We start from the raw sequence: 25,366 nt of genomic DNA on the forward strand, positions 1-25,366 counted from the left end.
TTTTTTAAGATTTAAACCATTCATGATTATGGGTTCGCTGGAAACGGTGAATAGTACATGGAAGCATGTACATGTGAAATGAAAATCGGCGGGGGATCGCCGTGAGTATTCGTTATTCCCAAACATATGTAAGGCTTGAAAACAACAAATTGACCCAAGGAGTGCCTTGGAGGAACCAACGAGGAGGTGAACAGTATGGACATCGTAATCACGATCGTTCTCGTTGTGGCCGCGCTCGTTATTGGGTTCGGAGTAGGGTATTTTATTCGCAAATCTCTTGCAGAGGCTAAAATCTCCAGTGCGGAACAAGCTGCCGTGCAAATCGTGGAGAACGCGAAGAAAGAGGCAGAGGCACTGAAGAAAGAAACGGTGCTGGAAGCGAAGGACGAGATTCATCGCATTCGCGCCGAAGCTGAAAAAGACACTCGTGAACGTCGGAACGAAATTCAACGACAAGAAAGACGATTGTTGCAAAAAGAAGAGTCGCTGGATAAAAAATTGGAATCACTCGAACGTAAAGAAGAGCAAGTGGCTAACAAAGAGAAACGAATTGATGAGACACAGCAGCAGATCGAGATGATCTACAAAAACCAGGTGACGGAGCTGGAGCGCATATCCAACCTCACCATGGAAGACGCACGCAGTATCATACTGTCCAACGTAGAACAGGAAGTTCGTCATGAGACGGCTCAAATGATCAAGGACATTGAACAGCAAGCGAAGGAAGAAGCGGACAAAAAGTCCCGCGAAATTATTACTCTCGCCATCCAACGCTGTGCGGCTGATCACGTGGCGGAGACAACGGTATCCGTTGTTACTTTGCCAAATGAAGAAATGAAAGGCCGGATTATCGGTCGTGAAGGACGTAACATCCGTGCGCTTGAAACCCTTACCGGGATTGACCTCATTATCGATGATACGCCAGAAGCTGTTATTCTGTCGGGCTTTGACCCGATTCGCCGTGAAATCGCCCGTACTGCCCTCGAAAAACTGGTGGCTGATGGACGTATTCACCCGGCACGGATTGAAGAGATGGTGGAGAAATCCCGCAAAGAAGTGGACGAGCGTATCCGTGAATACGGTGAGCAAGCTACCTTTGAAGTGGGCGTGCATGGTCTGCATCCGGACTTGATTAAAATTCTCGGCCGGTTGAAGTTCCGTACAAGCTATGGTCAAAACGTCTTGAAACATTCGATGGAAGTCGCTTATCTGGCTGGATTGATGGCTGGCGAACTCGGAGAAGACGTAACCCTGGCAAGACGTGCAGGTCTATTGCATGACATCGGTAAAGCGCTGGATCACGAAGTGGAAGGATCACACGTCGAAATCGGCGTGGAACTGGCGAAGAAATACAAAGAACATCCGGTTGTAATCAACAGTATCGCGTCCCATCACGGGGATTGCGAAGCGACTTCGGTTATTGCGATGTTGGTCGGCGCAGCAGATGCGCTCTCCGCAGCAAGACCAGGCGCACGCCGCGAAACGCTGGAAACGTATATCAAACGACTGGAGAAGCTGGAAGAGATTTCGGAATCGTTCGAAGGTGTCGAGAAATCGTACGCCATTCAGGCCGGACGCGAAGTTCGCGTTATGGTACAGCCTGAGAAAATCGACGATGCTGAAGCCTTCCGCCTCGCACGTGACATCACGAAGATGATCGAGAACGAACTCGATTATCCGGGTCACATCAAGGTCACCGTCATCCGGGAAACCCGTGCGGTTGAATACGCAAAATAGAGCATTTACGAAAAAGTGGCCGCAACAGTGGGCCACTTTTCCTGTTGATAGCCTGTTATAAGGCATTTTCATAATAAAATTGGTGAGCATGAGATTGAGATAGAGGTCCTGCGAAGTTTCGGATGCTTTGAAGAAGGCTGCGCTTGGTAGGGATTAAGGAGGCAGTAAAATGAAAGTTTTGTTTATTGGTGATATTGTGGGGAATGTGGGGCGTAAGGCATTGAAGGAAAACCTTCCCTACCTCAAAACGAAGTATAAGCCACATGTAGTCATTGTGAATGGAGAAAATGCAGCAGCAGGACGGGGAATTACTGGCGCAATAGCGAATGAATTTTTCAATTGGGGTGTGCATGGCATCACCCTTGGTAACCATACCTGGGACAATAAGGACATATTTGATTTTATAGATGATGAACCACGCATGATTCGTCCTGCGAACTTCCCTCCAGGAACACCAGGGCGCGGGTACACGGTAGTCAAAGGTGAAGGCAAGGAGCTGGCGATTGTCAATCTGCAAGGGCGGACGTTTCTGCCTGCTCTGGATTGTCCATTCCGCGTTGCCGATGAAATTGTGGATGAACTGCGTCAAGACCACAAATGCATTCTGGTCGATATGCATGCTGAAGCAACGTCAGAAAAGATTGCCATGGGCTGGCATCTGGATGGACGTGCTTCGCTGGTCGTAGGTACACATACACATGTGCAGAGCAATGATGATCGTATTTTGCCAGGAGGGACAGCTTATTTAACCGATGCGGGTATGGTGGGGCCGCGTGACGGCATATTGGGCATGGAGCGTGAAGCGGTGCTGCGCAAATTTTACACTCAGCTTCCGGTACGATTTGTTGTTGATGATGGCAAATGGCATTTCCACGGTGTATTTGTGGAGATTGATGAAGCCACAGGCGCTGCAACACGCATTGAAAAAATTCGTCTGATGGAGGACGAGTGGCGCATGGAATAGGGGTATTGTCCCATTTTGCAGGGAAACCCCTCTAAAAAGAAGGAATTTTTTTGCCTCCCGCGAATAACATCTAGTAAGTGGAAACAAACATTCAACATTCCCAGGGAGGTACTTACCATGGAAGTATTAAAAGTTTCAGCAAAGTCCAATCCCAATTCCGTAGCCGGCGCTCTTGCAGGTGTTCTTCGTGAACGTGGAAATGCTGAACTGCAGGCAATTGGAGCGGGAGCACTGAACCAAGCCATTAAAGCGGTAGCGATAGCCCGGGGATTTGTAGCACCAAGCGGAGTTGACTTGATTTGTATTCCAGCTTTTACAGACATTGTGATCGACGGTGAGGACCGAACGGCCATTAAGCTGATTGTGGAGCCCAGATAATACATGCACTTATGCATTGAGCCTGTTTACGAAGTAGACAGGTTTTTTTGCGTTTTATTTATCTCTAACCTAACGTGTAGAAGGAGAGATTGTGATGCACAACTGGCGAGTAGCCGATTTTCATTGTGATGCCTTGAGTAAAATGCTGATGGACCCTGCTCTTTCATTTGGAAATGCTTCTCAGCTGGATGTAAATCTGGAGCGCATGAGACAAGGCGGCGTTGGTTTACAGGCCTTTGCGATCTATTTGCCCGAAGTGCTGGGGAGAGGCAAGTTTGAACATGTGATGGGCCAGTTGGACATCTACCGCAAGCGAGTTCAGATAAACAAAGATCGCTCTGAGGGCATACATACACTATTATGGCGGGAACAGCTTACACAGGTGGGACAAATGGACAAATCATGGGGACTGCTTACATTGGAAGGTGTCGATGGACTGGAGGGCAACCTCTTTTATCTCGAACTGTGCTATCAGATGGGGGTACGGATCGTAGGGCTTACGTGGAACTATGCCAATTGGGCAGCAGATGGTGTACTCGAAAAGCGCGGGGCGGGACTGACGGAAAAAGGCAGAGAACTGGTTCACCTGTGTAACCAAATCGGCATGCTGCTGGATGTATCACATCTGACTGAAAAAGGGTTCTGGGAACTTGCTGACCTTAGTGAACGTCCTTTTATCGCTTCGCATTCCAACAGTTATGCCATATGCCCGCATGTGCGCAATCTGAAAGATGATCAGATTCGTGCCATTATTGCCCGGGAAGGGCGAATTGGTCTGACGTTTGTACCCTGGTTCGTGAAACAGGAAGGCGAAGTTCATATTGAAGATCTGTTGCCTCATATTGAGCGGATATGTTCTCTGGGTGGGGGGCATCATTTGATGATGGGATCTGATTTTGACGGAATATCTACGTATATCCATGAGCTTGAACATACCGGGCAGTATCCAAAGCTGATAAATACGCTCCTCAAACACTACGATGAATCACTGGTTCGCGGTTGGATGTGGGGCAATGCGATGAGTTATTTAGGAGAAAACCTGCCGGAGAACGATATGAAAACAGAAAATGTAAAATCATAAAAATCTTGATTTCCTGAAGAGACGCCTGAAGTAAACAGGATGGAAACAGAACTCGACCATGTTCAGATGGAATTACCAAATGTAGGGGATACATGATTGAAAAATAAGTGTATTTCATGAATTTTCAGCAGTTCGTTTTCATTTCACTTCAAAAAGGGGTATAATACCATAGGATTGTTAAGAGCCTGGCTACAGGCCATAGATAAACAAGGAGTGAAATTCACAATGAGCAAAACAGTATCTGTGGGCGTATCTGCCCGTCACATTCATGTATCTCAAGAGCACGTTGAAATTTTGTTTGGCAAAGGCTACGAATTGACTGAGTTTAAACCTCTGTCCCAACCAGGACAATATGCTGCTAACGAAACCGTAGCGGTTATTGGTTCGAAAGGACAGTTTGATAAAGTGCGTATTCTTGGACCTGTTCGTCCGGAAACACAACTGGAAATTTCGATGACAGACTCTTTCGCCATTGGTGTTAAGGCACCTGTACGTGAATCCGGAAGCATCGAAGGCACTCCAGGTATCACAATTAAAGGACCTGCTGGTGAAGTTACGATTGATAAAGGTGTTATCGTTGCTGCCCGTCACATCCATTTCCATACGTCCGATGCTGCCAAATGGGGCATTGAGGACAAACAAATGCTGAAAGTTCGCCTGGGTGGAGATCGTGGTCTGGTTCTGGAAAATGTACTGGCTCGTGTATCGGATTCCTTTGCACTGGACATGCATATTGATACAGATGAAGCTAATGCAGCAGGCGCTCGTAACGGCGATACTGCAGAAATTATCGACTAATTACATGAAACAATCATCAGCCGTGATCCTGACGGCCTGAATGAACCTATAAACCTGAGTAGATCCTCAGCGTCGATTACAGTCGATCTGATGGTAAGCTCAGGTTTTGTGTATTTCAGGATGTTTAGCAGACCTGCTTCAGATTTCGGGATAGGCGAAGGGGCAGCGGCTTTGGATGTGGAACTACAGCCCAATTCATGTTATAATTTGCTGTAATGCTCTTTTGATGTATAAAGCGTGCAAATCACGTGAAACAAGATGAAATAACGAAATTTTATTAATAGAGGCTGTAAGGAGTGACCGAAGGAAATGGCTAAAGACTCAAAAAAGGATTACTCCCAATATTTTGATTTCTCCGATGCCAAAGTAATTTCGCAAGATGAATTCAGCAAAAAGATAAGAATCCGGGGCCGGGAGATTAATATCAAGTCGGAACCCAATCATCGTCAGGAGAAACAACGGGGCAAGGAAGACGTCCAGGTGCTATACGAAACGGCTGTACCTGATGAACTGAAAAATGTGGGTAAAGGCAAACACTATATCGTATACACGTATGGATGCCAGATGAACGAGCATGATTCGGAGACCATCAAAGGACTGCTTGAATCGATGGGATATCAGGCTACCGAGGATCGCAAAGAAGCAGATATCATTCTGTTAAACACGTGTGCGATTCGGGAAAATGCGGAAGATAAAGTGTTTGGTGAGCTCGGTCATCTGAAAACTTTGAAAACCGAGCGTCCAGGCTTGTTACTGGGTGTATGTGGCTGTATGTCACAGGAAGAAGGTGTCGTGAATCGGATTATGCAGAAGCATGGCTTTGTGGATATGATTTTTGGTACACACAACGTGCATCGGCTGCCACATCTGATTCAGGAAGCGCTGTTCAGTAAAGAAATGGTTGTTGAGGTATGGTCCAAGGAAGGCGACATCATTGAGAACCTGCCGAAAAAACGTGAGGGCATGCGCGGCTGGGTGAACATTATGTATGGTTGCGACAAGTTCTGTACATATTGCATCGTTCCGTTCACCAGGGGAAAAGAGCGCAGTCGTCGTCCAGAGGACGTCATTGCTGAAGTTCGTGATCTAGCCAGACAAGGTTTTAAGGAAATTACATTGCTCGGTCAGAATGTGAATGCCTATGGCAAAGACTTCACGGATCTGAAGTACACCTTCGGTGACCTGATGGATGAAATTCGCAAAATCGATATTCCGCGGGTCCGCTTTACAACGAGTCATCCACGTGACTTCGATGATCATCTGATTGAGGTGCTTGCGAAGGGCGGGAACCTGGTGGAACATATCCATCTGCCAGTGCAGTCCGGTAGCACGGAAGTGCTAAAACGTATGAGCCGCAAGTACAGTCGGGAACACTATTTGAAGCTCGCTGACAAAATTAAAACGGCAATCCCCGATGTCGTGTTAACCACTGATATTATCGTTGGTTTCCCGGGGGAGACGGAAGAACAGTTTGAAGATACGCTGTCACTTGTCAAGGAAGTCGGCTACGACTTTGCCTATACATTCATCTATTCTCCGCGTGAAGGCACCCCTGCTGCGGTGATGGAGGATAACGTGCCGATGGACGTGAAGAAAGAACGTTTGAAACGCTTAAACGAGACGATTAACGCATACAGTCATAGCAGCAATGAAAAGCAGCGCGGCAAGGTCGTTGAAGTGCTTGTCGAAGGCGAAAGCAAACGGAATTCCAATGTTCTGGCAGGACGTACACGCAGCAACAAGCTGGTACACTTTGAAGGACCTAAAGAATTGATCGGTACTTTTGTACATGTGGAAATCACCGATCCAATGACTTTCTATATTCGGGGCAATCTGCTCTCAGAGCCAGTAGCCGCCAATCAGTAATACACAAACTTAATAAGATGAATGCCTTTTTGCACTTAGCGGGTTACGGCCTAGCGCAGCGAAGGTGACGGAATCAATTCTGCAGAAGCGAAGCGTTCGCCTTTGTCTCCTAATTTTAACCACAGACAATTACAATCAGAAAAATTTGGAGACAACAGCGATCGAAAGAACGATCCGTAACCGCAGCGGTCACTCAAGCAGTCAACTAAGCTTAGTGCAACATCGAGTATTTCATCTTATATCATCTCATAGAATGGAGCGATTTCGAGTGGCGCAGGAAGAAGTGCAATACAACCATTATGGAATGCCTACCTACGATACGCGCAATCTGGTCATACGCGACGACATTATGGGAAAAGCCAAAGAATTGGCTGAGATGCTTGGAACGAGTGAGGAAGTGAAACAGTTCCAACAGGCGGAATCCAAAATTCGTGATCATGAACGCATCCAGCAATTAATTGCAACGATCAAGAAAAAGCAAAAAGAGATCGTTGCTTTTGAAAGCTTCAAAAATGCAGAGATGGTCAGCAAAATTGAACAGGAAATTGAGGATCTGCAGGACGAGCTGGACAGCATTCCACTGGTTACGGAATTCCAGCAAAGTCAAAGTGATATCAATTATTTGCTCCAGCTTGTGATCTCTGTAATTCGGGATACTGTCTCCGAGAAAGTGAACGTGGAGGCAGGTACGGATTCACCTCCGACCAGCTGCGGGTAAAAACGGAAGGGTGCGGACGCAGTCCGCGCCTTTTTTGCTCATCTCCGAAAGGTTAAGCTTCGGAGTTTTACCTATCTGGTAAAGAAAACATCGGTCCTATGCATACTGATTTTTAATCACGCCTATAAGCGTTTTTCGTACCTTGTATTTACCATACGTAGCTTCATCAATCAGGAAATTGCCCCCAAACTAGGAGGATACGCTCGTATGGCAAGCTCCACATTGTGGGGTTATTTTGTGTGGTGGTCTGTTCATCACAACTTTACTGGATAAGACCTGGTCCGTAAGAGCAGGCTTAATATAATAACGAGGCACTTTAGATCATCTACGAAAAGAACCAATGCTGGGAAAATCATCATCAACAACATACATCATGGCTTTATACTTAAAGTGCACTAAAGGGGAAATCAATAATGAGTATCTTGGACAAAATGGTTGCAGAAGGAAACGGGAGATTTTGGGGTTTTCTCGGTTGTCGTTTTATTAAAGGCAACGGAAAAGAAGTACAGATCGCACTGACAGCGGAGGAACACCACACCAATTCCATGGGGATTATTCACGGCGGTGTGCTAACCTCCCTGATGGATCAGGCGATGGGTATGGTGGCTACAGCGGCAATGGAAGTAGACAGTTGTGTGACGACCAATCTGAATGTACATTTTCTCGCACCCATGAAGCAAGGGGAGTTAATCGTGACGTCAACGATCTTGCATCAAGCTGGGCGTAGTGTAACGGCACAATCCGAGGTGCGTGATGCATCTGGCACGCTGGGGTGCATGGCAACAGCTACCTTCCGTATAGTGCGAGTAAAAACGCAAAGCACAGAATCCCAAGGTTGACAAAAGATATTATTCTGTCATAATGAAAATATCAAAATGAGAATAGTCGGTGGTGCCCATGAGCGAAAACTACGAACAATTCAATGCTGAAAGCGATGAGCAGGCAGCACGTGCCTATAGTTCCAAGAAATATCGTACGCCCGATGGTGTTCCCGCGGATATCGTCATGTTCACCTTGACCAAGCGGGAGCGCAAGACGGTAACCAAGACACTCCCCATCCGGGAGTTGAAGGTGATGCTGATCAAACGCAAAGGGTGGCCTTTTGCAGGAAGATGGGCGTTGCCAGGTGGTTTTTGTCAGGAAAATGAATCCATCTATGGTGCTGCAAAGCGCGAATTGATGGAGGAGACAGGTGTCGACGGTGGGCATCTGGAGTATTTAAATGTATATAGTCAACCTGGGCGTGACCCCAGAGGATGGATTATCTCACATGCATTTTTTGCACTTGTAGAAGAGTGGATGTTGGAACACCGTCAGGCGGCAGATGATGCTGAGGATGTTGGATTGTTTACGATTCAGGAAGCCTTGCAAGAGCTCGAGCTTGCCTTTGATCACCGCACGATTATAGAAGATGCGTACCAGCGTATTCAGCAGCAAATGCTGGAAACGACAATTGCACGACAATTCCTGCCTCGTGATTTTACACTAAGCGAGTTATACCAAGTGATTCAGAGTGTAGTACCTGACTTCGAAGAACCGAACTTTATTCGGAAGATCACTTCGACCCGCAGCCGCAAAGGCATTGTAGAAGAGGTTCGGGATGAGGAGGGCAATCTGTTAAGCTCCAATCAGTACTCACAGCGTCCGGCTCAGCTTTATCGTTTCACGGAGCTGGTCCCTCGTCTATCCATCTATACGTAATGCGCAAGCGGAACATAACGGATTGAATCAGTATCAACCTATTCTCATAAGGGAGTGTGGACGATGAAAGCACTGATTGTAATTGATTTTACACGTGATTTTGTGACAGGTTCGTTGCCAGTAGGCCAGCCTGCTGTGGAGATTGAAGAGACGATTGCAGCAATAACGGAAGCTTATTGCAATAACAAGCATGAAGTTATTATGGCTGTGGATTTGCATGAAGAGAGTGATCCTTATCACCCGGAAACTGCCCTTTTTCCGCCACATAATATCAGGGATTCTGAAGGAAGACAGCTATACGGCCGTCTGGCTCAGGTCATGGAAGAACGGGAAGCGCAAATTCGCTGGATGGATAAAACAAGATACAGCGCATTCTGCGGCACAGATCTGGAGCTGCGGCTCCGTGAACGTGGAATAACAGACATTGCACTGATCGGAGTATGTACGGATATTTGCGTACTGCATACAGCAGTGGATGCTTATAATAAAGGTTTTCATATTACGGTATATGAAGATGCTGTAGCGAGCTTCAATCAAGCAGGCCATGAGTGGGCACTAGGTCACTTTCGTTCCAGTCTTGGAGCTCAGGTAATCAAAGCGAGCGATACCGTTCTCACAGGCTTGAACCTGTAAACGAACCAGTGATCACATCCTGCTCAATGGAGTGTTATGTTTGCTGGGGAATATGGTGAATAGGAATAAACCGGAGACTTATGCAATGGTATGTTTACCAGAATAATGAATCATGAGCGATGAGTCTCCACATGTTGACCCGTGTCTGCAGGCTTGATCTGCGGCACAAGCGGAAGTCAGAGAGGATGAGACAAATGCAGACGACTAGCCTGGCTTTACATACAGATAAATATCAAATCAATATGATGTACGCCCACTGGGTGAATGGAACTCATAAGCGGAAAGCAGTATTTGAAGCTTATTTCCGCAAGCTTCCTTTTGGCAACGGATATGCCGTATTTGCCGGTTTGGAGCGGATTGTGAATTACATCAGCCAGCTTCGTTTCACGATGGAGGACATCAAATATTTATCCAAACAAGAGGAAAATTACGATCCGGTCTTTCTCGAAGAGTTGCTCCAGTTTTCATTTCAGGGGACAATTCACTCCATGAAGGAAGGGGCAGTTGTTTTTCCTGACGAACCGCTTATTCGGGTAGAAGGCTCCATTATGGAGACGCAACTGGTGGAGACGGCGATACTTAACTTCATGAATTATCAGACGTTAATTGCCACGAAAGCATCGCGAATCAAACAGGTGGCGAGTCAGGACACTTTACTCGAATTCGGAACAAGACGGGCGCAGGAAGCGGATGCGGCCATTTGGGGCGCACGTGCCTCGTATGTGGCAGGATTCCATGCAACGTCCAATATGCTGGCTGGAGAGCGATTTGGGATTCCGACAGCAGGGACACATGCCCATTCTTGGGTGCAGAGCTTTATGAGTGAGCAAGAGGCGTTTGACGTCTATGCCAAAGTGCTGCCCGATCAAGTGACACTATTGGTGGATACGTTTGATACATTGAACAGTGGTGTCCCCCATGCTATCAAAACGGCCAAGAAGCTGGAAAGCCAAGGCAAAAAGATGAACGCCATTCGATTGGATAGCGGGGACCTTGCATATCTATCCATTCAAGCCCGGCAGATGCTGGACGATGCCGGACTGGACTACGTCAAGATCGTAGCTTCCAACGACCTCGATGAAAATACGATTTTCAACCTTAAGGCGCAAGGTGCTCGCATCGATATATGGGGAGTGGGTACACAGCTAATTACCGCTTCCGACCAACCCTCTTTGGGTGGCGTGTACAAGTTGGTGGAGCGCGAAGTGGACGGTGTCATGCTGCCTACGATCAAAATTTCGGCCAATCCCGAAAAAGTGTCCACACCAGGTAAAAAAGAAGTCTTCCGGATTATTGATCCGAAACATGGCAAGGCGATTGCAGATTACATCTGTTATCCAGGAGAAGAGCAGCCGCTACAGGGCGGGCCGCTCAAGCTGTTCAACCCGCTACACCCATATCTGAAGAAGACGGTAACCCGCTACGAAGCAGTGAACATGCTTGAACCGATCTTTGTGAACGGGCGTAAAGTGTATGAACTGCCTACCCTGGATGAGATTCGCAGTTATCATCTTGAGCAAATGGATCTGTTTTGGCCGGAATACCTGCGTAAACTCAACCCTGAGATTTACCGTGTAAATATCAGCCCTGCGGCGTGGAATATGAAGCAGAAGCTCATTGCTGAACATGTGCAATCTGCCGAAGATTAATGAAATAAAAGGGGCATAACCGGGAAGCAAACATCTCGTGTTATGCCTTTTTGTTCTTTCCTCTTTGCTGTCATATGTTGTCCAGGACAACCGACAGTGTGTGAAACATCATGGACAGATCGCCTGAGCAACGCGGTATACTGAATCTTTAACAGCTGTGGATCAGAGAGGTATGAAACCAATTATTTCTCGGGAAAGCGCAGGAGACGCCAAATCCCGCATCTTTCCGAGTTTCTTTTTCGACATGATCCATTACGGATACTGTTTCAATTGCACATTGCCCGGGGATGAAAGTAAGAGGAGATACAAGCATGCAGGGTTGATCCTCTGGCAGGTCCACTCATTTATTTAATGACTAGCCGGAGAGAATGAGCCTGACTGGATGCCAAATGCATTACTTATGAAATGTTAAGATGATAAACGAACACTCATCGGATAAATTTAAATAACATGTAACTTATAATAAGGAGAGGATATCGGATGGAAAATACGTTTCCTGCCTATGTCGTGCGTAAAGAAGAACAGGGTGGCGTGAAGGCCGCCATGGAGCAGCTAAAGAAAGAGGATTTGCCTAACGGTGACGTAACCGTACAGGTTCATTATTCAAGTGTGAATTATAAAGACGGACTCGCCACCCTAGAAAAGGGCGGTGTAGTACGGGAGTATCCCATCGTACCAGGGATCGACCTTGCAGGAATTGTAGAGGAATCCGTGAGTGGGCGATTTGCACCGGGGGATCGAGTGATCAGCACAGGCTTCGAGCCAGGCGTATCTCATTTTGGCGGGTATAGCCAATATGCTCGTCTGCGCAGCGAATGGCTTGTCCCTCTGCCACATGGACTTAGTGAGAAGGAAGCGATGGCGATCGGAACCGCAGGATTCACGGCTGCCCTCTCGGTAGATGCTTTGCTTCGGGCTGGCGTGACTCCGGAAATGGGCAGCATTTTGGTTACAGGAGCAACCGGAGGGGTAGGCAGTATGGCGGTAGCTATTCTGGCGAAGCTGGGTTTTGAAGTAACGGCAAGTACAGGCAAAAAGGATCAACAGGAGCAGCTGCTTCGAGATTTGGGCGCCTCAGATGTCATTTCACGCGAAGAAGCGGATGCGCCTGCCAAGGGGCCGATGGGCAAACAGCTCTGGGCAGGTGTTATTGATCCAGCAGCAGGTCCGGCACTGGGCGAACGTCTGAAACAGATCCAATACGGAGGTGCTGTCGCCGTATCAGGCTTAACCGGAGGAGCTGCGTTCGAGTCCACCGTATTTCCGTTTATTTTGCGGGGGATTCAATTGATTGGGATTGATTCTGTCTATTGTCGGATGGAACGGCGGGAACGGATATGGCAGTTGCTTGGGGGGGAATGGAAGCCGGATCGGGCATTGCAGCTCGGAATTCAGGAAATTTCATGGGCGCAACTACCTCAGACACTGGAAACGATCCTCAAGGGAGGTGCCGTAGGTCGTACAGTCGTCAACACGATGTCTGAAGGGCCTGCCGAATAAGATTCTTTTCTCCTAGACATGCTAACTCTACCTGAGAGCGTCACAGTGCATGTGGCGAGAAAGGAAGGAAGAGTATGCGTGTTGACGGAAAAGGATTGCATCTTAGATTTGGACGTATGAAGTCTGTGATGGTCAGTATGATCATGGCGTTGTGTGTATTATCCCTAGTGGCTTGTTCAGCATCATCTGTTGATCAGGAGCGGAAAATATATACGCGACAAGCGACGGATGAAGGCATGGTTCGGGCAAAGAGCCAGGGCCACGGGTTAAACGGTCCACTGATTCAGGAGTTGGATGGCGATTTTGCTGCAAAAGGCATCAAGTTGATGAACAATATGTCTGCTGATGATGGTGAGGGCGGAATCTCTTATATGTACTTGTTGAATGGAAGTGGCAGACATATTGTCAAAGTCCACATTTTCAGCGATGATCGCACACGAGTAGCCCGGATGAACGAAATGTATGGTAATGATGGCGATCAGGCTGTGATGGAAAATGGACTTGGCAAAACAACGATTCGCAGTAAAGCATACGTATCACTGGTTTATACGGCTTCAGGTGGAGAGAAGGATGACTATGAAGAGGACGTCATGCAAGTATTCCAGCATGTACTTAAGCAATTGAAGTAACGGTCTCGCCTAAAATAAAGCCGAAAAACCCGTCTGATCTTTCAGACGGGTTTATATATTTCACGCATAACATGCCTCAGCTCTGGCAAAATGAGCTTTTCCATGGCCAATTTGACAGCACCCTTGGAGCCTGGCATGGAGAATACGGCTGTACGCCCGATTGTTCCGGCTACCGCCCGGCTAAGAATGGCAGCAGAACCGATATCCTCGGTATAACTGAGGAAGCGGAAGATTTCCCCAAAGCCCGGCAGCTCCTTGTCGAGCAGAGAGGATACTGCTTCATATGTCGTATCACGGGGTGCGATTCCGGTCCCTCCGCTGAGCAGCACGGCTTCGATATCGTCACGAACCGCTGCATCCTGCAGGATGCTTCGAATGGTTTCGGTCTCATCCGGTGTAATGATATATTCGACAATCTGATATCCTGATTCTGTCAGCAACTTGTGCATGAGTTGTCCACTTGTATCGGTGTCCTTGGTGCGGGTATCCGATACGGTTACAACCATGCAGGATACCGTGTCAGGGGCTTCCTGACGATGTTGCTCCACTGAATTGGTCATAACATTCCTCCTCCAATCAACATGTCCTCATAGCATAGATCATTCAGTAGAATGAGGCAATGACTGTAGAGGAGAGAAGGTCAGGATTGCGCAACGAATGCAGGATAGTGTACACTCGCTAGGATAGATATAGACTCGTTTTATTGGACAAACAGAGAGGTGAACCATGATGAGTGAATTAAAAGTAAATGAATCATCCATCCCTGTATATATTTTGTCAGGCTTTCTGGGGAGCGGCAAAACGACACTGCTTGTTCAACTGATTGAACATTGGCAACAACAAGGTCTCCGGCCCGCAGTGGTCATGAATGAATTGGGTGAAGTTAATTTGGATGGTCAGATTGTGGATGCTTCCGTGCCAATGACAGAAATGTTAGGAGGGTGCATCTGCTGTACCGTGCGAGGTGACTTGGGGCTGCAGCTAGCTGATCTCGTACAGGAGGAATCGCCTGATGTCATTATCATCGAAGCAACGGGAGCAGCAAACCCGATGGAGATTCTGGATGCAGTAACGGAAACATCACTTTATATGCGACTTGAACTGAAAAGCCTGATTACCGTGGTGGATGCCGCACATCTGTCAGGGCTGTACCAGGAGCAGAAGGGACAGACCTTCAAGCTGATGCAGGAACAGATTCGCTGTGCGTCTGTACTTCTCCTGAACAAAACGGACCGGGTGAATGAGCAGCAGTTGGCAGATCTGAGGGACCTGTTGGCACGCTGGAATGGTTTCGCTCCCGTAATGCCTACGGTGAAGTGTGAAGTCGACATGGACGTGCTGCTTCATAGCGGAGACAATGCCCATGCCTATCAATCTGTTGAAGAAACAAGTAAACACGCGGAGAAGCAACATCACGTGCATGCCGAAGCCTGTACTGAGCATGGATGCAGCCATGTTCATGAACATGATGAGCATATGGAGCATGATTCCGGAGCGCATCAACATTCTCAGGGGAATATCGATGGTCACCCTCATGATCACGACCATAATCATAATCATGCCGATCCCCATGCTTCACATGAACATGTTATGGTGTACACGCACTATTTCACCCAGCCGGTGAACAGTGAGGCATTTGAACGTTTAATATCTGAATTACCAAGAGACGTGTACCGGGCAAAAGGGATTTTATCCTTTAGCGACACGTCCAGTCGGTTCTGGTTCCAATATGCTTACCGGGAATCGGATTATATGAAGATCACGCCTCAGGGGGATGTGCCTAACGTAGCTGTGTTTATAGGTGAGCATTTCGATCAGTCGGTCATTCGCGACCAATTGCTGGAATTAGAAGCGATAAATGAGGCTTAAATGATTCAAGGTTCCTCCAGACAGGGTATTAAGAAGCATAGCAAACTTAGTCTGGGAGGTAACTTTAAATGACACAACAACAATATCAACAATGTATCGATGCTTGCCTGGAGTGTATGAATGCTTGCAACGTATGTTACATATCGAGTCTGAAGGAATATGATCTGGCGATGTTGCGTGATTGCATTCGTTTGGATCGGGAATGTGCCGAAATCTGTAGTTTTGCTGCTCAAGCCATGACGCGTGGAAGTGATTTCATCGCCGAAATTTGCGAACTGTGTGTGAAAGCATGTGAAGCTTGTGCTGCTGAGTGTGGCAAACATCAACATGATCACTGCCAGGCTTGCGCAGAAGCTTGCCGCAAATGTGCAGAGGCTTGCCGTATGATGGCCGCAGTAGCGTAAATATAACTCCATTGGATTGAAAATAAAAAGCCTGGGTAATGTGCATGATGCTGATAGGCTGGTCCCCTCACAGGAGACAACGAAAGAAGACATCCGATAAGATGTACTCCAACGTTGTCTGCTGGAGGGGATTTTTTTATGGATACGGCATAGCAATGTTCTTCGCCATCAGGTGATGAGAACCTCTATCGTTAGCAGGTGTTCCATTGGCAAATGCATGTAACAGGTTGCCAAAGCTGAGCGTGATCTGTATAATGATGGCAATGAATTGAAACGATGAATATCCGTGATCGGGAGAGTAGCCAGAATCCATGTATGACAGCGAGCCGGGGCAGGTGGAAGCCGGTATGACATGATCTGAGTGAAGCGCACCCGTGAGATGGTTGTCCGAAGGCATGCGTACATCTGTGAAAAGGTGCAGAGAGCATGGACTGTAGGGCAATCCGGCATGCGGCCGTTACTCGCACCGAGCGGAACAGGCTGGACTGTACATGGAATGTACAATCGTAACTTGTTCACTTAGAGTGGTACCGCGGGAACTGTGAAGATCAGCTCTCGTCTCTGATATAGAGACGAGGGCTTTTTTGTTTTTTTTATAGCATAGCTAAATACGATAATGACGAGGAGTGTTTAAGATGTTGATGAAGCAGGCAGCAGCACATATAGCTCCCCTAACTGGGCTGGAGCAAGAAGAGGTATTGAATTTATTGGAGGTCCCGCCACAGGCTGAAATGGGGGACTCGGCGTTTCCCTGTTTTATTCTGGCCAAGTCATTAAAGAAAGCACCTGCGGCCATAGCGGCTGATATCGCTTCTGGATTGCAGGCAAAAGGGCTGAACGCTTCACCAGCAGGGCCTTATGTGAATATACGTTTCAACCGGGAAGATCTGGCACCAAAGATGCTGCAAGAGCTGGAGCATAAAGAATTTGGGAAGCTGCAACTGGGTGCAGGTTCACGTGTCGTGATCGACATGTCGTCGCCTAATATTGCCAAGCCATTCGGAATCGGTCATCTGCGCTCCACCGTGATTGGGGCAGCGTTATATCGGTTATATAACGAGGCAGGCTATACTTCGGTCAGCGTGAATCATCTGGGCGATTGGGGAACACAGTTCGGCAAACAGATTGCAGCCTACAAGCGTTGGGGCAATGATGAAGCGCTACAAGCTGAGCCGATTCGGACATCATTGGAACTGTATGTGCGATTTCACGATGAGGCTGAGAATGATCCATCTCTGGAGATGGAGGCACGAGATTGGTTCCGCAAGCTGGAGCAAGGGGATGAAGAGGCGCAGCGGTTATGGGCCTTTTTTGTAGAAGTGAGTATGAAAGAATTCGACCGGATGTATGAGCGTCTGAATGTACAGTTTGACCATACGTTGGGTGAGAGCTTTTATAATGACAAGATGGGTGCGGTCGTTGAAGAACTGAAATCCAAAGGATTGCTCGAAGAGAGTGAAGGGGCATTGGTGGTACGTTTGGAGGAGGAGAATATGCCGCCTTGCCTGATTATCAAAAAGGATGGAACAACCATCTACCCGACGCGGGATTTGGCAACAGCGGTGTATCGTCATGATGTGATGAAGGCGGATAAAATGCTGTACGTGGTCGGGGGTGAGCAGAAGCTCCATTTCCGTCAGGTATTTGCGGTATTATCCCGGATGGGGTACGCGTGGTCTGAGATTTGTGAACATATCCCGTTTGGCTTGATGCGTTTTGAGGGACGGAAGATGTCCACCCGTCGGGGTAAAGTCGTCTTCTTGCAGGAGGTACTGGATGAGGCGGTTGCTCGGGCGTTACAGATTATTCAGGAGAAAAATCCGAACCTGCCAAATCCGCAAGAGGTTGCAGAAGCGGTTGGTGTAGGTGCGATTGTATTCGGTGATCTGCGCAATAACCGGTTGAACGATGTCGATTTCTCGCTCGAAGATGCGGTGAGCTTTGAAGGGGAGACAGGACCTTATGTGCAATATACACATGCCCGGCTTAACAGTGTGCTCGCAAAGGCAGCAGAGGTGGAACATGTGGAAAATGAAAACCATCTGGAACAGGCTAACAACACAAATGGTAGAGCCAACACAGAGAATAAGCCAGTCATCGTCGGTGACACTTCATGGGCATTGCTGAAACTGCTGGCGGACTATCCGCAGCATCTGGAAAAAGCAATTCTTCGCAACGAGCCTTCGGTGATTGCCAAATATGCGATCGATGTTGCCCAAGCATTCAACCGCTTCTATCATGCAGAACGGATTTCGGACGCGCCAGCTGACGTGAAACCCTTCCGGGTGGCGTTAACAGAGCGTACAGCGGAGCGTCTGGCCTACAGCCTATATTTACTAGGGGTCCAGGCTCCTGAGCGGATGTGATTCCATGGGATGGAGGGCAAGGTCAAGAGCAAGAGTAAGTCGATTCTTCGATAAAGCAGGAAAAGCAGCAGCAGACTCAAACGGACGAATCATATCGCTTCAAGGGGTGAGCAAACGACTTGGGGATGTGCAGGTACTGAATGATATTGATATGGAGATTGCACAGGGAGAGTGCATCGTCCTGGTGGGCAGAAATGGTTCAGGCAAAAGCACATTGTTGCGTGTGCTGGCGGGCATGTTACTGCCTGACTCAGGCTCCCTGCGCAAGCCCAGGCATGGTCGGATTAAGTATGCATTGGATGGACTGTCACGCTTGCCCTTCACATCAAGAGAGTACCTGTGTCAGATGGGACGCATTCGTGGTATGCGTCCTGAAATATCGGGTCAACGGATTAGTGAACTGAGCGAGCTGTTGTTCCTGGGTAAGGCGATTGATCAGAAACTGCCACAGTTATCCAAGGGTACATTGCAGAAAGTAAATTTGATTCAGGCTTTATTGCCTGGACCCGGTGGGTTATTGCTGCTTGATGAACCATTGTCCGGTCTGGACGTTCCGGCGCAGAAAGCAATCGTAGCTTTGCTCAGACAGTGGAAAAAGGAAGGAAGCCAGATCGTTACAGCTTGCCATGAGCCATTGCTGATTGAACTTCTCGCGGATCAGGTCATCGTATTACACAAGGGGACAGTGCTTCGTCGCTGGAATAAGGAAGATTTGCAGCAAGCCGGAGAGCCAGCTGTGAGCATCCAAAGTGTGATAGAAGGACGGGAACAGTCCGTTATTGATGCGCTACTTGTTGAACACCAAGGAGTCATTGCATGCCATCGCAGCGTAGTTCATCAGGATTATGGACGACGCGAAGTATGGGATTGGAGGGTGTCACGCAGTTCGGCAGATCGGGTCATTGGAAAGATTCTGGCTGTGGGCGGTTCCATCCTTTCCGTGCATCCGGAAGAAAGCCGATTAAATATGGAAGGATTGATGGAGGGAAGGCATCCCGGTGAATCAGCTCATAGGGACAGAACCGACCAAGATTCCTGCCTGTCTCCTGAAGGAGGCGACCTCCAATGATCCACTTGACTCGTTATTTGTTAAAACATTACATACGTTCACAGAAATATGTTGCGCCGGTTATCTTTTATATTATTACGATGCTGCTCATCTATTCCTACAAACCTAATCCGGTTGCGGACAGTTACAGCGTTACGGCCATGCTGCTCTTTTTTGGCGCGGCTTGGCTAGGTTTAACGGTAATGAATACGGAACCTGCGGGGCAGTATCAATTGCTCGTTATCCATGCAGGAAGCAAACGCAAGGTTGCCTTTGCACACTTGATCTGTGCGTTAATCATGCAATTCGGTCTGACTGCAATTACCGTGTTATACCCGATTGTTACGGGCATGTTTGGAAGGCTGCCGAGTGCTGGGGAGTGGAGCATGGCTTGGGCCGGACACCTGGCGTTGTCGCTGCTGGGTCTGGGGCTCAGTGTTTTCTTTCAAAAATCATACATTTCCATGCTGAGTCGCAGTATGCCCCTGTTCATTGTTGTATTGTTATTATCGTTAGTACAAGGTTCATTAAGCGAACGTTTGCCCGAATCCGTGCAATGGCTTGTCAAGATTCTGCCTCCAGCATTTTATCTGGTTCGTGAGATGATGTTATTTGAAGCATCGAAGATGGGGGCTGTTGTTTCGACAACGGTGTGGGCTGTACTCTATGCCACAGTTCTACTCATCATTCATATATGGTTATCTGGAAGAAGGGACTTACGGAGCTAGAGGTCATTATTGTCCATAACTTGAATGTTGGTCTGCGTTTCGGTACCATAGAGGGACGTTGGAATCCGAAAGTATGGTACGGAGATAAAGGGGGCGCTCGCTTATGCAAAATACAGACATGCAGCATGGTGACATGCTGGACAGCGAACACTCCAGGGAATTGTTTGCCTATTACGGCTTGGCTGTATATTATGGACAGGCGCTTGAACAGCAACTGGTCAATCTGATTTTATTAATGAAAATGTCTCAGGGTAAGGCTGTGTCCGAAGAAGATCTGGAAGATCTATACGAACGGAAGATGAGCAGTTCACTTGGGCAACTCATTCATGAGGTGCGTCATCATTTTACCTTTTCCGAAGAAGAGACTCGTCAGTTGAATGAATTATGGAAGCAGCGTAACGGTATTGTACATCACTATTTCAAGGAACGAATTCATGAGACATTCAGTCCTGAAGGGCGATCACGAATGATCAAGGAACTGGAAGATTTCAAAGACCGTGCACAGGAACTGGAGATTAGTCTCCAGCAGTACACAGGTGCCTGGATTGCGGAGCTGGGGTTGGATGCCGAATCCGCGGCAGCGTTACAGACACTCGAACGTATGCATGCAGAGAGTATGCACGCCCGGGCACTGGAAGAGGATGAATCCTTGTGATGGAAAGCAAGTCCCGAATACGTAAAATAAAAAGAAGACACTGGTTGGTAATCTCCATTGCATCGCTCGTGTTGATTGGGCTCATATGGACTATAACTACGGCGTTGCTCATCTGGGCTTACAGTGACGAAGAATCCCCGAGACAGAGTGATGCAGCCATTATACTCGGTGCAGCCGTAGAAGGGGATAACCCTTCACCCGTATTTCGTGAACGTATTGAGCATGGCATTATATTATATCGGCAGGGAACGGTAAGCCATCTGATCTTTACTGGTGGTATAGGCAGTGCAGGAGAGCGTGCCGAAGCTGAAGTTGGACGAGATTACGCAGTCGCACATGGCGTTGATCCGGCAGATATCCAATTGGAGTTGGAATCCAGAATTACAGAGGAGAATCTGGTGAATTCAATTAGCGTCGGAGGACAGTCTGGGTTTCATACCTACACGATTGTAAGTGATCCGTTACATATGAAACGGGCGATGAAACTAGCTAACGGACTCGGTATGGATGCTGTTCCGTCCCCCACACGAACGACGGCATACAAGACCTGGCGCAGCCAATTTCCTTTTCTGGCAAGAGAAACGATATTATATATGGGATATATGGTCAAAGGATGGATAGACAATCCGCAGCAGCACGACAAGTGACTGGACTGCGCGATTGTCTTTTTTTGAGCATGTTAACCCTGCGTTACTATGTTCCGGGATAATTAATCGCTGCACTAACCAATGCAGCCACCCCAAAACCGATGAACCACCAAGGCCAGCGCCGATGATTGTTTTTACACATACCGATGAACAAACTGATGATCCCCGCAAGTAATACCCCGGTAGCCAAGCTGCTGCCAACGATCCAGCCGATGCTCATATGTTGACCTCCTCGATGTGGAATGTTAAGAAGAGCTACCTATGGTGAGCTTCCCGCCTCTGACCTCTGCTTGAAATGGATAAGTACCGTTACGATACGTATGTTGATTATGATTGGATTGAAGTGGGAGATCACTCCTGAGTCGGCCCCCAGCCTGCTTGAAGTCTAACTTGAATCCATCATTTTCTGGTGGGATGCGCACTTCAACGCTACACCCTGTCGAGCGACTATCCAGAGATTGAAGCATCGTTGAGGAGTTTATGCTAAGTTGGCCACCTGTCACTCTGGATTGAATATGGGAGAACTGACCGGATAACTGGATAGGTGAAGAAGTGGCTTTTAGTTGGATATGGTTTGCACAAAGGTCTGTTGCTGTAACCCGACTGCCAACAGCTTGTAAACGGATATTCTGGCCATAGCCAGATAAGGTGAGATTGCCGGATGTACAGTGACAATCCCAGTGTTCGGAAGAAACGTTATCCACAACAAAGCGGGAACCCACCCCGTTGATCGACAGTCTTTGCAATATCGTAGGCGGCAGTACAATGTGGAGCGATGTGCGATGGAAGTTTATACCCAGGGGAAAAGCTTGTTTTCGTCCATCGATGAGATGTAATAAACCTTTACTAACCTTAGCTTCAAAACATCGAGTTCTTGGGAAACGAGCGAAGCCCCGTTGAGTAACATGGATAACCGCTTCTGTACCCTGGCTAATATGTACTTCGCCTTGCATCCATTCCATAGAAAGAGCATGAATGGAGTCTTCAGATAACCATTCTTTGCAAATCATATGTCCATTAGGTTTCAAAACAGCTATCCCTCGTTTCTGTCATCGTCATGATCATCCATCTTAGGATAAGCGCCCATCGCAGCATGTTGTTCAAGAATACGTTCAATGAGCGGTTCGCTCACAATATCGGCGCCGAGCATGTTCATCAACCGCTGTAAAAAATAAAGACGCTGCTTCGTTTCGCTGGGATTGCGGCTGAACAGTGTGGGATTAATCCATATGTTGACCAGCATCATGAATACTTCTGCACAAGCTTCGGGATCTTCAGTATGGATAGACCCATCTGCAATGCCTTCTCGCAAAATCGTTGTAATCACCGGAGCATCTATTCGCACGGCCTGTTGAATACCGCGTACAATAAATACCGGATTTTTGATCTGGGTCCGAAGTACGCGATCCAGGGAATGAGCCTGCTGATCAGAGACGACATGCTCCAGAATCTGAATTAACTTCTCTCGTGCTGACGTGGCTGTTGTGTTTGTAACTAATTGATCCATCATCTGAGCCGAATAGTTGAATTGTTGTTCCATAACCGCGTCCAATATTTCCTCTTTGGATCTAAAGTGATGATACACAGCTCCCTTGGACATGCCTAGGGCAATAATGATGTCCTGAATACTCGTCTTTTCAAATCCTTTGTCTGTGAATAACTGGGTAGCAACGTTCAGAATCTGCTGTACCGTTTGTTCCGGGTGTTTGTTTCTAGCCATAATACTCTCCTCATATTTAGATACCGACCGTTGGTATGTATAATACAGGCAGATGAGTCTATTGTCAATAAGAGGAAACGGGCAAAAAAATACCGATCTACACCGCAGACCAAAAGGTCCACGGGCATATCGGTTGGTTGTTTAAATTTAAATTTGCATTTATTCCCGTTCTACTTACACACCGCCTCCAGCAAAGGAGGAAGTGGTTCGAATAGCTTCGCCCAGTGGGTTGTTTCCACTCGTATCCGTAGCTGCTTGAGCACCTTGCTGCAACTGATACATCTGATAATAGCGACCCTGAAGTTGCATTAATTCATCATGCGCACCTTGTTCAACAATGCGTCCGCGATGCAAAACCAGAATCTGGTCTGCTGAACGAATGGTGGACAAACGGTGGGCGATGATGAAGGTAGTGCGTCCTTTTTTGAGAACTTCGAGCGCATTTTGAATGAGTGCTTCCGTTTCGGTATCAATGTTCGCCGTAGCTTCATCGAGAATCAGGATGGCCGGATCGAATGCCAGCGCACGGGCAAAGGAGATCAACTGCCGTTGTCCGGCAGATAACGTGCTTCCTTTTTCGATAACCGGCTCGTCGAATCCCTGCGGAAGATGGGCGAGAATCCGCTCTGCACCCACGTCGCGCAGCGACTGTTCAATCTGTGCACGAGTAATCTTCTCATCTCCGAGACTGACATTGGAGGCTACGGTACCCGTGAACAGGTACGGATCTTGCAATACGATGCCCATATGTTCGCGAATCCACTGTTTAGGCAGATCCTTGACGTTCTGACCGTCGATCGTAATCTTGCCTTTCTGTGGATCATAGAACCGGAAGAGCAGGTTGATGATGGAGCTTTTGCCGGAACCGGTATGGCCCACGAGGGCGACCGTTTGACCTTGTGATGCTTTGAACGAGATGTTGTTCAGCACATAATCTTTTTTATAAGCAAAGGATACATCGTCAAACACGACATTCCCCTTGTATCTCGGCATCGACCCATCGGTTACCGGTTCACCTGGTTCATCCATCAGTTCAAATACACGGCCAGCGGATACCAGGGATGAATCCAGGTTCGCGAGTTGGTTCACCATACCCGTAATAGGCTGGAACAAACGCCCAAGAACGTCAACGAATGCATATAACACACCCAGCGAGATAATACTCGTACCGTCCAGCACACTGGAGCCGAAGTACCACAGAACAACTGCAAAAGCCATATTCCGTAATACGTTAACCAGGTTGTGTGAGGTGAAAGCGTTCAGGTTGAGCATTTTGTTTTGGTGTTTCATATAATCATCATTCAGATCCTCGAATTCCTGCTTGGTCTGTTTCTGATGACGGAATACCCTGATAATGGACATCCCTTGAATGGATTCGTTAATAATCGCATTAATTTCGCTCAGGCGTGAACGAATAATGGTATTGTAACGAGTAGCGATTTTGCGATAAAGCACAATCCAGAGAACGAGCATCGGTACAACGAAGAGCGAAATCAATCCGAGGCGGAAATCCAGCAGGAAGAGCGCAACATATACTCCCGTAATCGTAATGATTCCTGAGAAAAAGTTGGACAGAACCGCAACGAACAGATCCTTGACGGCTTCAGTATCGTTGGTGACCCGGGAGACCACTTTACCTGCGGGCAGGTTGTCAAAAAAGTGTACCGGCAATCGCTGGATGTGTGCATACACATCGTTACGCAGTCGTTGAATGACTTTGTTGGCAGAAGATTGAAGCCAGTACGTTTTACCAAATTCCATAATGACCGAGATGACTAGAAAGATCATGTAATATACAATCAATTGATAGATGCTTGGCATTTCCGGTTTGTAAAAGGCAAAGAGTTCACCTGCGGATAAAGGCACCGCCGCATATTGACCCGTTACTTCGCCTGCGCGTGTAACCGTCAGTGTTCCGTCTGTATAGGTTCGATCCCCATCGGGGGCACTAACGGGTTCATTCACAAAATAAAAACTTTTTCCGGCTTGCAGTACGCGAACCTCGGTACCTTTCGTTTCATCCGCTTCAAACCGGCCTTCACGTTTATAGTTCTTTCCATTGTAGACCGCCGCTTCGCTTGAAGCTGTGGTCTCATAGAAAGGCTGCTCAATGGCGAGCAAATGATTGTCGATCATGGACTTGGCGATGAAAGGTCCGGCCAGTTCAGCCGCAACTCCAATCGTAAGCATAATTAAAGCGGCAATAAACGTGCCTTTGGCTTTTAGGGCATATTGAAGCAGCCGTTTGCCTGTATTAGACTTCAAAGCGTTAACC

The 25,366-nt window shown here is 47.6% G+C and carries 25 protein-coding genes; 20 read left to right on the top strand and 5 right to left on the bottom strand.

Translation table 11 applies throughout. The annotated features are described in order from the left end of the window. The first annotated feature begins 195 nt into the window (after nucleotides 1-195). The 13 genes from rny to ACFTRD_RS07880 all read left to right on the top strand — a co-directional run bounded on the left by rny (nucleotide 196) and on the right by ACFTRD_RS07880 (nucleotide 13,654). The gene (gene rny, locus ACFTRD_RS07820) at nucleotides 196-1,737 is read left to right on the top strand and encodes a ribonuclease Y (protein ID WP_062326115.1); all 1,542 of its coding nucleotides are present in this window, start codon (nucleotides 196-198) and stop codon (nucleotides 1,735-1,737) included. A 169-nt stretch (nucleotides 1,738-1,906) separates the two neighbouring features. Beyond that, nucleotides 1,907-2,701, top strand: coding sequence for a TIGR00282 family metallophosphoesterase (locus ACFTRD_RS07825; RefSeq protein ID WP_024630289.1), 795 nt, complete (start codon nucleotides 1,907-1,909; stop codon nucleotides 2,699-2,701). Nucleotides 2,702-2,818: 117 nt separating this feature from the next. Then, entirely contained in the window at nucleotides 2,819-3,079 is a 261-nt protein-coding gene (locus tag ACFTRD_RS07830) for a stage V sporulation protein S (RefSeq protein ID WP_019005392.1), read from the top strand. 94 nt (nucleotides 3,080-3,173) lie between these two features. Further along, nucleotides 3,174-4,160, top strand: a complete 987-nt coding sequence (locus ACFTRD_RS07835; protein ID WP_379378561.1) for a dipeptidase — start codon at nucleotides 3,174-3,176, stop codon at nucleotides 4,158-4,160. 225 nt (nucleotides 4,161-4,385) lie between these two features. Continuing rightward, nucleotides 4,386-4,958 (top strand): phosphate propanoyltransferase, encoded by a 573-nt coding sequence (pduL, locus tag ACFTRD_RS07840; protein WP_062326117.1) that lies wholly within the window; start codon nucleotides 4,386-4,388, stop codon nucleotides 4,956-4,958. A gap of 309 nt (nucleotides 4,959-5,267) precedes the next feature. Then, nucleotides 5,268-6,824, top strand: coding sequence for a tRNA (N6-isopentenyl adenosine(37)-C2)-methylthiotransferase MiaB (gene miaB / locus ACFTRD_RS07845; protein ID WP_379378564.1), 1,557 nt, complete (start codon nucleotides 5,268-5,270; stop codon nucleotides 6,822-6,824). Between the two features lie 253 nt (nucleotides 6,825-7,077). Beyond that, a complete protein-coding gene (locus ACFTRD_RS07850; RefSeq protein ID WP_379378566.1) occupies nucleotides 7,078-7,542 on the top strand; it encodes a YlbF/YmcA family competence regulator in 465 nt (154 codons plus the stop codon). Nucleotides 7,543-7,955: 413 nt separating this feature from the next. Next, the gene (locus tag ACFTRD_RS07855; RefSeq protein ID WP_379378568.1) at nucleotides 7,956-8,381 is read left to right on the top strand and encodes a PaaI family thioesterase; all 426 of its coding nucleotides are present in this window, start codon (nucleotides 7,956-7,958) and stop codon (nucleotides 8,379-8,381) included. Nucleotides 8,382-8,439: 58 nt separating this feature from the next. Beyond that, complete coding sequence (locus tag ACFTRD_RS07860) at nucleotides 8,440-9,243, top strand: NUDIX hydrolase (protein ID WP_192266401.1); 804 nt, start codon at nucleotides 8,440-8,442, stop codon at nucleotides 9,241-9,243. A gap of 63 nt (nucleotides 9,244-9,306) precedes the next feature. Continuing rightward, entirely contained in the window at nucleotides 9,307-9,876 is a 570-nt protein-coding gene (locus ACFTRD_RS07865; protein ID WP_379378571.1) for a cysteine hydrolase family protein, read from the top strand. A 194-nt stretch (nucleotides 9,877-10,070) separates the two neighbouring features. Then, nucleotides 10,071-11,525, top strand: a complete 1,455-nt coding sequence (locus tag ACFTRD_RS07870) for a nicotinate phosphoribosyltransferase (protein ID WP_192266406.1) — start codon at nucleotides 10,071-10,073, stop codon at nucleotides 11,523-11,525. 480 nt (nucleotides 11,526-12,005) lie between these two features. After that, complete coding sequence (locus ACFTRD_RS07875; protein WP_379378574.1) at nucleotides 12,006-13,025, top strand: acrylyl-CoA reductase family protein; 1,020 nt, start codon at nucleotides 12,006-12,008, stop codon at nucleotides 13,023-13,025. Between the two features lie 74 nt (nucleotides 13,026-13,099). Continuing rightward, entirely contained in the window at nucleotides 13,100-13,654 is a 555-nt protein-coding gene (locus ACFTRD_RS07880) for a hypothetical protein (RefSeq protein ID WP_379378576.1), read from the top strand. 41 nt (nucleotides 13,655-13,695) lie between these two features. Here ACFTRD_RS07880 and ACFTRD_RS07885 read toward each other — a convergent pair whose 3' ends face one another. Further along, a complete protein-coding gene (locus ACFTRD_RS07885) occupies nucleotides 13,696-14,214 on the bottom strand; it encodes a MogA/MoaB family molybdenum cofactor biosynthesis protein (protein WP_379378578.1) in 519 nt (172 codons plus the stop codon). Between the two features lie 169 nt (nucleotides 14,215-14,383). Here ACFTRD_RS07885 and ACFTRD_RS07890 point away from each other — a divergent pair, with 169 nt between their 5' ends. The 7 genes from ACFTRD_RS07890 (at nucleotide 14,384) to ACFTRD_RS07920 (ending at nucleotide 21,371) form a co-directional block, all read left to right on the top strand. Further along, the gene (locus ACFTRD_RS07890) at nucleotides 14,384-15,523 is read left to right on the top strand and encodes a CobW family GTP-binding protein (protein WP_379381226.1); all 1,140 of its coding nucleotides are present in this window, start codon (nucleotides 14,384-14,386) and stop codon (nucleotides 15,521-15,523) included. Between the two features lie 68 nt (nucleotides 15,524-15,591). Further along, the gene (locus ACFTRD_RS07895) at nucleotides 15,592-15,927 is read left to right on the top strand and encodes a four-helix bundle copper-binding protein (RefSeq protein ID WP_192266416.1); all 336 of its coding nucleotides are present in this window, start codon (nucleotides 15,592-15,594) and stop codon (nucleotides 15,925-15,927) included. A 635-nt stretch (nucleotides 15,928-16,562) separates the two neighbouring features. Further along, a complete protein-coding gene (gene argS, locus ACFTRD_RS07900) occupies nucleotides 16,563-18,293 on the top strand; it encodes an arginine--tRNA ligase (protein WP_379378581.1) in 1,731 nt (576 codons plus the stop codon). A 4-nt stretch (nucleotides 18,294-18,297) separates the two neighbouring features. Next, entirely contained in the window at nucleotides 18,298-19,362 is a 1,065-nt protein-coding gene (locus tag ACFTRD_RS07905; protein WP_379378583.1) for an ATP-binding cassette domain-containing protein, read from the top strand. Then, entirely contained in the window at nucleotides 19,359-20,069 is a 711-nt protein-coding gene (locus ACFTRD_RS07910; RefSeq protein ID WP_379378585.1) for a hypothetical protein, read from the top strand. Before ACFTRD_RS07905 ends, ACFTRD_RS07910 begins: the two co-directional genes overlap by 4 nt. A gap of 103 nt (nucleotides 20,070-20,172) precedes the next feature. Beyond that, the gene (locus ACFTRD_RS07915; protein ID WP_379378587.1) at nucleotides 20,173-20,724 is read left to right on the top strand and encodes a hypothetical protein; all 552 of its coding nucleotides are present in this window, start codon (nucleotides 20,173-20,175) and stop codon (nucleotides 20,722-20,724) included. Beyond that, nucleotides 20,724-21,371, top strand: a complete 648-nt coding sequence (locus ACFTRD_RS07920) for a YdcF family protein (protein WP_379381228.1) — start codon at nucleotides 20,724-20,726, stop codon at nucleotides 21,369-21,371. The genes ACFTRD_RS07915 and ACFTRD_RS07920 overlap by 1 nt, the downstream gene beginning before the upstream one ends. A 46-nt stretch (nucleotides 21,372-21,417) precedes the next feature. On the opposite strand, the gene ACFTRD_RS07925 is transcribed toward ACFTRD_RS07920, so the two are convergent. The 4 genes from ACFTRD_RS07925 to ACFTRD_RS07940 all read right to left on the bottom strand — a co-directional run bounded on the left by ACFTRD_RS07925 (nucleotide 21,418) and on the right by ACFTRD_RS07940 (nucleotide 25,356). Beyond that, complete coding sequence (locus ACFTRD_RS07925; protein WP_379378589.1) at nucleotides 21,418-21,591, bottom strand: hypothetical protein; 174 nt, start codon at nucleotides 21,589-21,591, stop codon at nucleotides 21,418-21,420. Between the two features lie 25 nt (nucleotides 21,592-21,616). Next, nucleotides 21,617-22,399 (bottom strand): DUF4097 family beta strand repeat-containing protein, encoded by a 783-nt coding sequence (locus ACFTRD_RS07930; RefSeq protein ID WP_379378591.1) that lies wholly within the window; start codon nucleotides 22,397-22,399, stop codon nucleotides 21,617-21,619. Between the two features lie 5 nt (nucleotides 22,400-22,404). Further along, a complete protein-coding gene (locus ACFTRD_RS07935) occupies nucleotides 22,405-23,091 on the bottom strand; it encodes a TetR/AcrR family transcriptional regulator (protein WP_379378593.1) in 687 nt (228 codons plus the stop codon). 174 nt (nucleotides 23,092-23,265) lie between these two features. Next, nucleotides 23,266-25,356 carry an ABC transporter ATP-binding protein gene (locus ACFTRD_RS07940; RefSeq protein ID WP_379378595.1) on the bottom strand — a complete coding sequence of 697 codons (2,091 nt, stop codon included), beginning with the start codon at nucleotides 25,354-25,356 and terminating at the stop codon, nucleotides 23,266-23,268. Nucleotides 25,357-25,366 lie beyond the last annotated feature (10 nt).

It is taken from the genome of Paenibacillus sp. NPDC056933 (assembly GCF_042674385.1).
Lineage (GTDB): Bacteria > Bacillota > Bacilli > Paenibacillales > Paenibacillaceae > Paenibacillus.